Genomic DNA, 12,124 nt, shown 5'->3' on the forward strand with positions numbered 1-12,124 from the left:
GCGGGTCAGAACGGCGGGTCCTCGGAGTAGCCACCCGTTCCCCAACCCTGCCGTTCGGCGGCCCGGCGGGCGCGGAGTTCGCGAGCCGCGACGTCGTCCGCGTTCTCCAGAGCGCTGATGTCGTGGCCCCATGTTTTGAGCGCGCTCAGCGCACGGTCCCGCCGGGACCGGTCCGTGCTGGTGGTCAGCAGACGGCGGGCGTGCTCGGCCAGTTCCCACCGGTGCGAGGCGAGGGCGGGGTGCTCCACCAGCGGGACGGCGGCGACGAAGGCCGCGTCGCGCACGTCGGCGTCGTCATCGCCGAGGAGGGGCCGGACCGCCGAGTAGAACGCCGGCCGCAGGTCCCGGAACGCGCGTGTCTCCGGGCACTCGTCGAGAAACCCGCCGCCCCACATGCCCTCGGCGATGGCGACCACCTCGTCGTCCGCGTCGAGGGCGGTGTCGCCGAGCCAGTCCAGCAGCGCGGCGCGGGTCGGGTAGCGCGATGTCCGCTCGCCGTCCCGGCCGGACTCACCCGCGGCGGTGGCCGGGTGGTTCAGGATCGCCGCGACATAGAGGGCTACGGGCACGGTGGCTTCGTAGACGGTGTTCTGGTGGGTCACGACCCTGAGCGCGTCACCGACGGCGGCCGCCCGGACGGCGGGGTCGGTGTCGAGAAGCCGCGCCAGCGCCCCCGGCAGGGTTTCCCCCCTCCCGCACGGGGTCTCCAGCGAAGCCCAGTCGGTGCCGGTCAACAGCTCCTCGGGGCGGGGGAGCGGGGCATGGTGAGGGGTGTCCGTCCGGTTGCGCGTCACCCGCGAAGGCTACTTCGGAGGCCGGGGCTATGCTTCGACGGCTCGAACATGCGATCCAAATCGTGTGAACCCTCGCTCAGCACGCTCCCTGGAGGCCCGTGTTGCCCTCGATCCACGACTTCGCGACCTGGGGACCGGTGCTCAGGCTGCTGAGCCCCGGCAGCGCGTCGGGGCCCGCCACGGCGGACGGCCGCGTGGCGGGCCGGATCGACCGGCACGGATGGAGCCTGCCCCTCCGGCGGCCGAGGCCACGTCCCGGACAGGCCGCGCAGGTCGAGGACATGCAGGCGGAGTTCGACGCGGTTCGGCGGGTGCAGCGCGCGCTCGCGGGCAGTGGGGCCGACACCGTCTCCTTCTCGGCGGAGTTCCTGCCGGACGGCAGGGCGGTCGTCCACCTGCTCGGCTCCAGCCCCGCCGTGGAGCCCGGCGTGGGCAGCGCCCACCCCGGGTCGCTCGTCCTGGTCGAGGACGCCGTGCCCGCGCCCTGGCGCCGCCTCCCGGACCCCGTGCCCGGCGCGGTGCCCGCCCCCACGGCGGACCCGGAGCTGCTGGAGCGCACGCTCCGCGAGCGGCTGTCCGACGCGATCGGCGCCACCGAGGCGGAGATCGCGCAGGCGGAGGCCCGTCTCGGCGTCGCCCTGCCCGAGGAGCTGAAGGCGCTGTACCGGGTGACCCGCGCCAGGTGGGAGGACTGGGCGGACGACCACGGGGCGCCGGCCCGTCACGCCGAGGCGGTCGGCTGTGAACTGTTCGCTCTGGACGAGCTCTACATATCCGATGTCGCCTCCCGGCCCTGCCCCTGGCGGTTCGCGGCCACCGAGGCGGCCGTCACCCCGCCGGACGCCGCGGTGCAGCGCCTGGCCGGCTCGCCCGGCTGGATCGTCTTCGGCGACAACGGCGGCGGCGACCGGATCGCCGTCGACCTGACCCCCGGTCCGCGCGGCCGGCTCGGCCAGGTCGTCATGATCGGCCACGAGGACAACCTCGGCGCCGAGCTGCTCGCGCACTCCGTCACCGACATGATCCTCGAACGGGAGGCGGAGGAACCGCGCGACGGCCGCGCGGGCGAGGGCCGAGAGGACGAGCCGTCGCCCGTCGCGCACGTCAACATCCGCAGCCTGCCCAGCGTGGCCGCCGCCGCCCACCCGGCGCTGGAGGTGCTGTGCGTGGGCGTGTGGGAAGGCGAGCCGGTGAGCCTCGCCCCGGTCGTCGGACTGCCCCGGCTGCGCACCCTCACCGCCTACCCCGGCACGCTCGCCGACCCGCTGGAGATCGCCCGGCTGACCGGCCTGGAGTACCTGGAGCTGGGACCGGGGGAGTGGCGGGTCCTCCTCGACGCGGACGCCGTCCCGCGCGGCCTGTCCGCCGTGGGCATCGTGGTGCACGGCAACCCGGACCCGCTGCCGATCGTGAAGCTCGCCAACGAGATCCTCGGCCTCTGGGACCGCCCCCTGATCTCCCGCACCGTCCTCGAAGGCCGCCTCGACCCGGTGGCGTAGCCCCGCCGGGCCGCGCCCGCGGCGCTCACCAGGTGCGGCCCGCCTCCAGCAGAAGGTCCCGGACCCGGACGACGTCCGGGTTGTCCGGCCGGCCGGGTCGCTGGACGAGGTAGCCGGTGTTGATGGGCGGGTCCTCCGGTTCGAGGAGCGGCACCAGGGCGCCGGAGGCCAGCTCTGCCAGGCACAGGTAGCGCGGCAGCACGGTGAACCCGGCTCCCGCGACGACCGCCGCGAGCACCCCGCGCAGGTCCGGGACGGTGACGGCGGCCGGGCAGGACAGCCGGGTGCCGAAGACGTGCCGCCAGTACCGGCGGGCGATCGGCACGTCCTCCGCGTAGGTGACGAGCGGCACGGCGTGCAGCGCGTCGGGGGCGTCGGCGGTCAGGCGCCCGGCCAGCCGGTCCGCCCAGACGGGCGCGGCGACCAGGACGAACTCCTCGTCCATCAGCGGCATGGCGGTCAGGGCCCGCCCGCGCGGCCGGTAGGTGGCGATCGCCAGGTCGTGGCGGCCGGCGCGCAGTTCCTCCAGGAGCGGATCGGTCAGCCCGAGCGTGACCCGCAGCCGCAGCCCCTCGGCGGTCAGCGGGGCGAGGGCCGGCAGCACCCGGACGCACATCAGCTCGGCGGGCCCGGCCAGGTGCACCGGCGCGGCCCGCTCGTCCGCTGCGGTGTCCTGCCCGGCCGCGGCGGCGAGCGCGTCGAGCGGTGCCGCCACCCGCGCGGCGAGGTCGTGCGCGACGGCGGTCGGGGCGACGCCGCGCGGCAGCCGCGCGAACAGTTCCCGCCCCGACTGCCGTTCCAGCGCCCGGATCTGGGTGGTCACGGTCGGCTGCGACACACCGAGCAGCCCTGCGGCGGCGGTGAACGAACCGGAACGGTAGACCGCCAGGAAGGTGCGCAGCAGGTTCAGGTCGGCCACCGCGTGCGCGACGGGCGACCGCTCTTCGGCGGAGCCGCCTGAGCCATCGGTTTGCCTATGCGTCACGGTCAAGAGCCTAGTCGCCTCCTATGAGAGGGGGCGGGAAGCCCATTGCGCGCGGCGGTACCGCAGCCATACCCTCCCCTACACCTATTCAATTTATTGAGTATGTGTGCGTCGCGTGTGCGTAGCGTCACCGAGCATGCATCGCGGCTCAGGCCGCAGACAGGGAGGGCTCCCATGCACCCGTTCCGGAAAGCCGTCGAGAACCACGACGTGCCCGCGCTGGAGGCGCTGCTGGCGGAGAACGTGGTCTTCACCAGCCCCGTGGCCTTCAAGCCGTACGAAGGCAAGGCCATCACCGCGGCCATCCTGCGCGGCGTGATGCGGGTCTTCGAGGACTTCACCTACGTCCGTGAGATCGCCAACCCCGACGGCCGCGACCACGCCCTCGTCTTCACCGCCACCGTGAACGGCAAGCGGATCCAGGGCTGCGACTTCCTGCACTTCGACGAGGACGGCAGGATCGACGACTTCACCGTCATGGTCCGCCCCCTGTCCGCCGCCCAGGCCCTCGCCGAGGCCATGGGCGCGCAGTTCGACCGGATAGCGAGCGAGGCGGCGGCCGGCGCCTGAGCCGCCGACCGCCGTCCTTTCGTCGCTCAGGCCAGCTTCTTCAGCAGCTCGGCGGCGAGCGGGCCGGACGAGGCCGGGTTCTGCCCGGTCACGAGGTTGCGGTCGACGACCACGTTCGGCGCCCACGGCTCACCGGCCCGCACGTCCACCCCGGCCTCCACCAGACGGGACTGGAGCAGCCACTTCGCCTTGTCCGCCAGGCCGCCCTGGGTCTCCTCGGCGTCCGTGAACGCGGCCACCCGGTACCCGGCGAACGCGTTCGCGCCGTCCTCGCGCACGGCGGCCAGCAGCGCGGCCGGGCCGTGGCAGACCACGCCGAGCGGCTTGCCGGAGTCGAGGGCGTCGATCAGCAGCCCGCCCGAGGCGGCGTCCACCGCCAGGTCCTCCATGGGGCCGTGCCCGCCGGGGTAGAACACGGCCGCGTAGTCGTCGAGGACGACGTCCTCCAGCCGGATCGGCCGCTCCAGCTCGGTCATCCCGGCCAGCGCCCGCGCGACCCGGTCGGCGCCCTCGGGGCCGCCGTTGTACTCGGGAGCCAGGCTGCCCTTGTCCACGGGCGGCACGACACCGCCCGGCGTGGCGACGACGATCTCGTGACCGGCGGCCTTGAACGCCTCGTACGGCGCGACGGCCTCCTCGGCCCAGAAGCCGGTGGGGTGCCGGGTGCCGTCGTTCAGCGTCCAGTGGTCGGCGCCGGTCATCACGAACAGGATCTTCGACATGGTGCATCTCCCAAGGGTGGTTCGATGCCGTCGACGTTAGGCCTGCCCGGGAGGGCCTTTCCAATGACGAATCCAATGTCCCGCATAGGCAAGCCGATGGATCCGCAGGAATAACCCGGACGGCTGCTCAGCGGGAGGTCGGCGCGGGCGTCGGCGACGGCGCCGACGTGTTGATGTTCAGGTCCTCCCGCGGCTCCAGCACGAGCACCGGCGCACCCGGCTGCGGCGGCGGCGGGGTGAGCTGGTCCTTGGGCAGGTTCGGCGGGGAGGTCTGCTGGAAGTTCACCTGTTCGTGATTGACCAGGCCGGTCTTCTCCAGCACGGTGATGTGGTCGAGCACCGTGTCGTTGGCCTGGTCGGCGAGTTCCCTGATCAGGCTGTTGCGGGTGTTGGCGCGGACCTTGGCGATGACCGGGAAGATCTGACCGTGCGTCACCCGCATGATGGTGACCGCCGTCGAGTCGAACTGCCGGCCGGTCTCCGACGCCGAGGTCGCCACGAACTGCTGCTGCTGGGGACTGGCCTGGTTGGGCAGCGTGATGCCCAGCTCCGGCGCGATCCGCCGGCAGGTCGCGTCGAGCCTGGAGTGACCGACGACCAGATGCTTGCCGGCCTCCTTCATCTCCGCCGTCGTACCGCGCTTCATCGCCATCTCGCCCAGCGGGTACTCCCACAGCCCGGCCGCCCGGACCTTGACCACGAAGTCGCGGTCGGCCTCGGTCAGCGGCCCGTACCGGGTGTTGGCGATGATGCGGTCCCCCGTCGTCGCCGTGTTCTCCACGCCGAGCATGGCGGGATACGCGAGGGCGGCCAGGGTCAGACCCAGCGCGCCGAAGACGAAGACACTTCCTGCCGTGGTGCGGGACATCCGCATGCTGCCTCCAGACGCGAGCACGTTGTACGCCAGGAGGTACGCAAACGCCGGGCGGATCGATCAGCGCGCCGGGAAATTCCTCACCCGGGCGGTGTGGGCTGCGCCACACCACCTGTTTCGGCCGACTGGCCCAACAGAACCGCACAGACAACGACGGCGTCATTGCTTCGATTGTGTTGGAGTTCTAGTGTGACCGAGCCTCAGAAGTCCCCAGGGGCCCATGAGTTGAGGGGTTCACCCGAGGAAGGTCACGGTCATGCCGCACCCGCACGTGCCTCATGTCTCACACCCCGAACCGTCCGCCGGACGCCCGGTCGTCAGCCGCCGCCGGCTGCTCGAGGGCGGAGCCGCCGTCCTCGGCGCACTCGCCCTGTCCGCACCGCCCGGCACGGCCCGCGCCGCCGGACCCGCCGCCGCGCCGGACGGGACCCCGGAGTGGAACGGCCGTATCGACGTCTTCAGCGTCGGCACCGAACCGCCGCACACCACGCTGATGCCGTACGCGGACGTCGACCAGGCGCTGGCCGCCGACCGCACCCGCTCGCCGTGGCGGATCGGCCTCGACGGCACCTGGAAGTTCGCCTACGCCGAACGCCCCGACGACCGCGATCCCGACTTCCACCGCACGGACCTCGACGACCGCGACTGGGACGCGATCCCCGTCCCGTCCGTCTGGCAGCTGCACGGCTACGACCGCCCGATCTACCTCAACATCACCTACCCCTACTGGGGACCCAACGGCCTGGGCGAGGAGCCCCAGCCGCCCGCCGCGCCGACCCGCCACAACCCCGTCGGCCAGTACCGCCGCACCTTCACCGTCCCGCGGTCCTGGTCCGGCCGTCGCACCGTGCTGCACTTCGAGGGGGTGAAGTCCGCCCACTACGTGTGGATCAACGGCAGGCTGGCCGGCTACGACGAGGACTCCTACACGCCGTCCGAGTACGACATCACCCCGTACCTGCGTGAGGGCACCAACCAGATCGCGGTGGAGGTCTACCGCTACTCCGACGGCGACTGGCTGGAGGACCAGGACATGATCCGGCTGAGCGGCATCTTCCGCTCGGTCTACCTGTACTCCACGCCGGCCGTGCACCTGCGGGACTTCAAGCTGGACACCCCGCTCGCCGACGACTACACGGCTGCCGAGCTGAAGGTGACGGCACACGTCCGCTCATCGGATGAGGTATCCGGTGGACTGTATACCGTCGACATCATGCTGTACGACGCCGACGGTCGACCCGTCTGGCGCCGCCCGCTCCAACGGTCCGTCGACGTCCCCGCCGGCGAGGAAGCCACCGTGGACGCCACGCAGCGGATCCCCGAGCCCCGGCTCTGGTCGGCCGAGCAGCCGTACCTCTACACCGCCGTCCTCCGCCTCCGCGACCCGGCCGGCAAGGTCGTCGAGACCCTGTCGCACCGCGTCGGCCTGCGCGAGTTCGCGCTCAAGGACGGCCTGATGCGCATCAACGGCAAGCCCGTCACCTTCCGCGGCACCAACCGGCACGAGATGCACCCCGACCGCGGCACCGCGCTCACCCGCGCGGACATGGTCCGGGACATCGAGCTGATCAAACGCCTCAACATCAACAGCGTCCGCACCTCGCACTACCCCAACAACCCGCTCTGGTACGAACTCGCCGACGAGTACGGCCTGTACCTCGTCGACGAGACCAATCTGGAGACCCACGGCATCCGCGGCGAGTACCCCGGCGACCACCCCGAATGGACCAAGGCGTGCGTCGCCCGCGCCCAGAACATGGTCCACCGCGACAAGAACCACGCCTCGGTCGTCATCTGGTCGCTCGGCAACGAGGCCGGCGGCGGCAGCACCTTCACCGCCATGCACGACTGGATCCGCTCCTACGACCCCACCCGCGTCATCCAGTACGAGGGCGACGACCGCCCGGGCGTCAGCGACATCCGCTCCGAGATGTACGACACCCCCCAGCGCGTCGAGACCCGCGCGAAGGACACCGCCGACACCCGGCCCTACGTCATGATCGAGTACTCCCACTCGATGGGGAACTCCACCGGCAACTTCAAGAAGTACTGGGACCTCGTCCGCCGCCACGACGTCCTCCAGGGCGGCTGGATCTGGGACTTCGTCGACCAGTCCCTCACCTGGCCCACCCCGCCGCGCATCCTGCTCACCGAGACCGGCCCCGCCCGCCTGAAAGGCGAGATCCTCGCCCCCGGCGGCACCTTCGACCGGGCGCGAGGCCTGTCCGGCGGCACCGTCTTCGCCCGCGACCCCCGCCTGGACCTCACCGGCTCCCTGACCCTGGAGGCATGGATCACCCCCAAGGTGACGGGCTACCACCAGCCGATCATCGCCAAGGGCGACACCCAGTACGCCCTGAAGCAGACCAACCGGAACCTGGAGTTCTTCATCCACGGCGACGGCCAGTGGATCACCGCGACCTGGCCGCTGCCCGCCGACTGGACCGGCACCGAACACCACGTCGCGGGCGTCTACGACGCCGACGCCGGCACCCTCACCCTCTTCGTGGACGGCCAGGTCAGAGCCACCCGCACCACCACCCGGCGGCCCGGCGTCAACACCGCGCCCCTCGCCCTCGCCACCGACGCCGACAACTGGACCCGCGAGTTCAGCGGCACCGTCCGCCGCGCCCGCGTCTACGCCCGCGCCCTCACCGCCGCCGAACTCGCCGCCGACGGCCGCGGCCCCGGCGACGACGGCGTGCGGTTCTGGTTCGACGCCGCCACCGTCGGTCACACCGAGAGGAAACCCCGCGAGAAGACCTTCTACGCCTTCGGCGGCGACTGGGGCGACAACCCCAACGACGGCGCCTTCGTCGCCGACGGCATCGTCACCGCCGACCGCGGCCACACCGGCAAGGCCGCCGAGGTCAGACGGATCCACCAGACCATCGACGTCACCCCCGCCGACGGCGGCCCCGGCGCCGTCACCCTCACCAACGAGAACCTGTTCACCGGCCTGCGCGCCTACGACGGGCACTGGGCCCTGGTCGCCGACGGCAGCACGGTCCAGCGCGGCCGCCTGACCCGCGCCCAGCTCGACGTACCGCCCCTGTCCTCCAAGAGCGTCACCCTCCCCGTACGGCTGCCCGACGACCCGCCGCCCGGCACCGAGTACTTCCTGGAACTGTCCTTCACCACCCGGGAGCCCACCCCCTGGGCCGACTCCGGCTTCGAGGTGGCCCGCACGCAGATCCCCCTCGACGCGGGCGCCCCGGCGGTCACACCGGTACCGCTCGACCGCGTGCCCGCGCTCCGCCACACCGAGACCGGCGAGCGGATCACCGTCACCAGCGACGACTTCACCGTCACCGTCGACAAACGCAGCGGCCTCATCACCTCGTACGAGGCGCACGGCCGGCCCCTGATCGTCTCCGGCCCCGCACCCAACTTCTGGCGCGCCCCCACCGACAACGACAAGGGCAACGGCCAGCACACCCGCAACCAGACCTGGCGCGACGCCGGGGCCCGCCGCACGGTGACCGGCGTCCGGGTGCGCGCCCTGCGCGACCGGGCCGTCGAGATCACCGTCACCGGCACCCTGCCGACCACCGTCGAATCGGCGTACGGCACCACCTACACCGTCTTCGGCAACGGCGAGATCAAGGTCGACCACACCCTGCACCCGGGCGCCGCGAACCTGCCGTACCTCCCCGAGGTCGGCAGCCTGCTGTTCCTGCCCGCGCGGCTGGAACGGCTGCGCTACTACGGGCGCGGCCCCGAGGAGAACCACTGGGACCGCAACAACGGCACCGACGTCGGCGTGTACTCCGGGACCGTCTCCGGACAGTGGACGCCGTACATCCGCCCGCAGGAGAACGGCAACAAGACCGACGTCCGCTGGATCGCGCTCACCGACCGCGACGGCACCGGACTGCTGGTCACCGGGGACTCCCTCCTCGAGGTCAACGCCTCCCACTTCACCCCCGAGGACCTGTCGCTGGGCGTGCGCCACGACTACCAGCTCACCCCGCGCGAGGAGGTCGTCCTGCGGGTGAACCACCGCCAGATGGGCGTCGGCGGCGACAACAGCTGGGGCGCCCACACCCACGACGAGTACAAGCTGTTCGCCGACCGCGACTACGCCTACACCTACCGGCTGCGCCCCCTCACCGGCCTCGACCAGGCCATGGCGGCCTCCCGCAGGCCCACCGCCACGGAGGCCTAGGGGGCGTCTCGTCGATCATGCCGGGCTCGCGGCGCCTGGCACCGCGCCTCGCCGCGTTGTCGTCGGTCCCCGATGCGCCGCATCGGCTCCCTCCTCCGCCTTGCGATGCACGGCACCAGACGCCGCTCCCTGATCCGGCCTGATCGACGAGACACCCCCTAGGCCGCCGGATCCGGGTCCTCACCGATCCGGTTCCTCCCCCGACGGCACCGCCTCGAAGGTGCCGTCGGGGCCGGGCACCACCGCGGTGCCCACCGCGAAGGCGTCGAGCGTCGCCCGCAGCCAGGCGCGGTCACGCCCGTCCGGGTGCTCCAGCCGCATCCGCCGCGCCCGCAGCGGCACCAGCCGCAGCCCGCGCAGCCGCCCCGTCCCCGCCTCCACCGCGGCCAGGAACACCAGCCGCAGATCGTCGCGGTACTCCTCGTAGCCGGAGATGCCCTCGTAGTCGTCGACGAAGTCCCCGCAGCCGTACAGCACCAGCCGCTTCCGGTACACCTCGATCCGGCGGGGATGGTGCGAGGAGTGACCGTGCACCACGTCGACCCCGCCGTCGACCAGGTCGTGCGCGAAACGGACCTGGTCCCGCGGGATGAGATGGCCCCAGTTCGAACCCCAGTGCACCGAGACGACCACCACGTCACCGGGCCGCCGGACCCGCCCCACCCGGCGCAGCACCGCCTCGGCCACCGCCGGCGACGGGGAAGGGGCGAAGGCCACCCCCGACTGCCGCTCCGTCGCCGCCCAGCTCGGCGGCACCCCGCTGGACGTCATGGCGAGCCCGAACACCAGCACCCGCACGCCGCCGGACCCCACCGGCACCACCGCGGGCGCGTACGCCGACGCCGCGTCCCGGCCCGCGCCCGCCGTCCGCAGCCCCGCGCCGGCCAGCACCTCCAGCGTCTCCGCCAGCCCGCGCCGGCCGAAGTCCAGGACGTGGTTGTTGGCCAGCACGCACACGTCCGGACGGGCCACCGTCAGCGCCGGCAGGTTCGCCGGATGCATCCGGTAGTGCACCGCCTTGCCCGGCGCGAACGTGCCGTCCGCCGTCACCGCCGTCTCCAGGTTCACGATCCGCACGTCCGGCGCGGCCTCCGCGAGCACCCGCAGCGCCTCCCCCCACGGCCACCCCGGATCCACCGGCGCCGGCACCGGCCCGTTCACCGCCTCCGCCAGCGCCACATAGCCGCGGGCATCGCGTACGTACTCCTCCCGCAGCCCCGGATCCCCCGGGTGCGGCAGGATCTGGTCGACGCCCCGCCCGAGCATCACATCCCCGCACAGGAACAGCGTCACGACACCGCCGCCCATGACTCCACCGTAGGGCCGCCCCGCCACGTGTGGCTCGCGTCCGCGGGGAAACCCGGGGCCGAGAGGACGTAACGAGAGGGCGACCGGACGGGGGCGGGGCACATGACCACGCGTTTCCACAACCGCACACACGCCGGCCAGGAACTGGCCGAACACCTGCGCATCCTTCAGGAGAAGGGACTCCTCCCGCATCCTGTCGTCCTCGCCCTGCCCCGCGGCGGCGTCACGGTGGCCCAGGAGGTCGCCCGGGCCCTCGGCGCACCGCTCGACGTGCTGGTCGTACGCAAGATCGGGGCGCCCTTCCACGAGGAGTTCGGGGTCGGCGCCATCGCCGGCGACGAACCCCCGCTGTTCGACCAGCGGTCCCTGGACCAGACCGGGCTCACCGAGGAGGACCTCGCCCCCGTGGTCGCCCGGGAACGCGCCGAGCTGCGCCGCCGCGAGGAACGCTACCGGCAGGGCCGGCCCGCCCCCGAACTGGCCGGCTGCACCGCCATCCTCGTCGACGACGGACTCGCCACCGGCGCCACCGCCCGGGCCGCCGTGCACGCCGTGCGCGGAGCGCAGCCGGAGCGGATCGTCGTGGCCGCGCCGGTGTGCTCCGCGGAGGCGGCCGAACTGCTGCGCGGCGACGCCGACGACGTGGTGTGCCTGCTGAGGCCCAGCCCCTTCCACGCGGTCGGCCTCTGGTACGAGGACTTCGACCAGCTCACCGACGACGACGTCCTGAAAGCACTGCACGGCGGCTAGGAGGCACCCCATGACCAGGTACGTACGTGACGTGATGTCGCCCGGCGCGGCAGCCGTCGAACCGATGACGACGCTCACCGAGGCCGCCGTGGTGATGCGCGAGCAGAACATCGGCGACGTCCTCGTGGCGTACGACTGCGACCTGTTCGGCGTCCTCACCGACCGGGACATCACCGTCCGGGCCGTCGCCGAGGGCCGCGACCCCAAGGTCACCACCGTCGGCTCGCTGTGCACCCGGCCGCCCGTGGTGACCCTCGCCCCCGAGGACACCACCGACCACGCCGTCGAGCTGATGCGCCGGTACGCGGTACGCCGGCTGCCCGTCGTCGAACACGGCGGCTGCCCCATCGGCATGATCAGCCTCGGCGATCTCGCCACCACCGAGGACCCGCACTCCGCGCTCGCCGACATCAGCCGGGCCGACCCGAGCCGCTGACCGCGCGGCGGCCGGTGG

At 72.7% G+C, this 12,124-nt stretch carries 10 protein-coding genes; 5 read left to right on the plus strand and 5 right to left on the minus strand.

Annotation, left to right across the window (positions count from 1 at the left end; genetic code table 11):
• Window positions 1-5: 5 nt before the first annotated feature.
• Window positions 6-794, minus strand: a complete 789-nt coding sequence (locus AMK31_RS23180; protein WP_241842704.1) for a hypothetical protein — start codon at window positions 792-794, stop codon at window positions 6-8.
• A gap of 101 nt (window positions 795-895) precedes the next feature.
• On the opposite strand from AMK31_RS23180, the gene AMK31_RS23185 reads away from it, so the two are divergent.
• The gene (locus AMK31_RS23185) at window positions 896-2,293 is read left to right on the plus strand and encodes an SMI1/KNR4 family protein (protein WP_073942544.1); all 1,398 of its coding nucleotides are present in this window, start codon (window positions 896-898) and stop codon (window positions 2,291-2,293) included.
• Window positions 2,294-2,318: 25 nt separating this feature from the next.
• Here the strand turns inward: AMK31_RS23185 and AMK31_RS23190 are convergent, their stop codons facing one another.
• Window positions 2,319-3,278 carry a LysR family transcriptional regulator gene (locus tag AMK31_RS23190; protein WP_079186916.1) on the minus strand — a complete coding sequence of 320 codons (960 nt, stop codon included), beginning with the start codon at window positions 3,276-3,278 and terminating at the stop codon, window positions 2,319-2,321.
• A 174-nt stretch (window positions 3,279-3,452) separates the two neighbouring features.
• Between AMK31_RS23190 and AMK31_RS23195 the strand changes: the two genes are divergently transcribed.
• Complete coding sequence (locus AMK31_RS23195) at window positions 3,453-3,848, plus strand: nuclear transport factor 2 family protein (RefSeq protein ID WP_073942546.1); 396 nt, start codon at window positions 3,453-3,455, stop codon at window positions 3,846-3,848.
• Between the two features lie 26 nt (window positions 3,849-3,874).
• Here AMK31_RS23195 and AMK31_RS23200 read toward each other — a convergent pair whose 3' ends face one another.
• Window positions 3,875-4,570: a type 1 glutamine amidotransferase domain-containing protein gene (locus tag AMK31_RS23200; protein WP_073942547.1), complete on the minus strand. Its 696-nt coding sequence runs from the start codon at window positions 4,568-4,570 to the stop codon at window positions 3,875-3,877.
• A gap of 127 nt (window positions 4,571-4,697) precedes the next feature.
• Window positions 4,698-5,444, minus strand: coding sequence for a DUF4142 domain-containing protein (locus AMK31_RS23205; RefSeq protein ID WP_073942548.1), 747 nt, complete (start codon window positions 5,442-5,444; stop codon window positions 4,698-4,700).
• A 256-nt stretch (window positions 5,445-5,700) separates the two neighbouring features.
• On the opposite strand from AMK31_RS23205, the gene AMK31_RS23210 reads away from it, so the two are divergent.
• Window positions 5,701-9,612, plus strand: coding sequence for a glycoside hydrolase family 2 TIM barrel-domain containing protein (locus tag AMK31_RS23210; RefSeq protein ID WP_073942549.1), 3,912 nt, complete (start codon window positions 5,701-5,703; stop codon window positions 9,610-9,612).
• A 180-nt stretch (window positions 9,613-9,792) separates the two neighbouring features.
• Here the strand turns inward: AMK31_RS23210 and AMK31_RS23215 are convergent, their stop codons facing one another.
• A complete protein-coding gene (locus tag AMK31_RS23215) occupies window positions 9,793-10,920 on the minus strand; it encodes a CapA family protein (RefSeq protein ID WP_073942550.1) in 1,128 nt (375 codons plus the stop codon).
• 102 nt (window positions 10,921-11,022) lie between these two features.
• Here AMK31_RS23215 and AMK31_RS23220 point away from each other — a divergent pair, with 102 nt between their 5' ends.
• Window positions 11,023-11,670 carry a phosphoribosyltransferase gene (locus AMK31_RS23220; RefSeq protein WP_073942551.1) on the plus strand — a complete coding sequence of 216 codons (648 nt, stop codon included), beginning with the start codon at window positions 11,023-11,025 and terminating at the stop codon, window positions 11,668-11,670.
• 10 nt (window positions 11,671-11,680) lie between these two features.
• Entirely contained in the window at window positions 11,681-12,106 is a 426-nt protein-coding gene (locus AMK31_RS23225; protein ID WP_073942552.1) for a CBS domain-containing protein, read from the plus strand.
• Window positions 12,107-12,124: the final 18 nt, after the last annotated feature.

Source organism: Streptomyces sp. TSRI0107 (assembly GCF_001905845.1).
Classification (GTDB): domain Bacteria; phylum Actinomycetota; class Actinomycetes; order Streptomycetales; family Streptomycetaceae; genus Streptomyces.

Bases quoted from the DNA above. Each gene is read 5' to 3' on its own strand.
- AMK31_RS23195 (WP_073942546.1), top strand. From the start codon at position 3,453: ATGCACCCGTTCCGGAAAGCCGTCGAGAACCACGACGTGCCCGCGCTG.
- AMK31_RS23200 (WP_073942547.1), bottom strand. From the start codon at position 4,570: ATGTCGAAGATCCTGTTCGTGATGACCGGCGCCGACCACTGGACGCTG.
- AMK31_RS23205 (WP_073942548.1), bottom strand. From the start codon at position 5,444: ATGCGGATGTCCCGCACCACGGCAGGAAGTGTCTTCGTCTTCGGCGCG.
- AMK31_RS23210 (WP_073942549.1), top strand. From the start codon at position 5,701: ATGCCGCACCCGCACGTGCCTCATGTCTCACACCCCGAACCGTCCGCC.
- AMK31_RS23215 (WP_073942550.1), bottom strand. From the start codon at position 10,920: ATGGGCGGCGGTGTCGTGACGCTGTTCCTGTGCGGGGATGTGATGCTC.
- AMK31_RS23220 (WP_073942551.1), top strand. From the start codon at position 11,023: ATGACCACGCGTTTCCACAACCGCACACACGCCGGCCAGGAACTGGCC.
- AMK31_RS23225 (WP_073942552.1), top strand. From the start codon at position 11,681: ATGACCAGGTACGTACGTGACGTGATGTCGCCCGGCGCGGCAGCCGTC.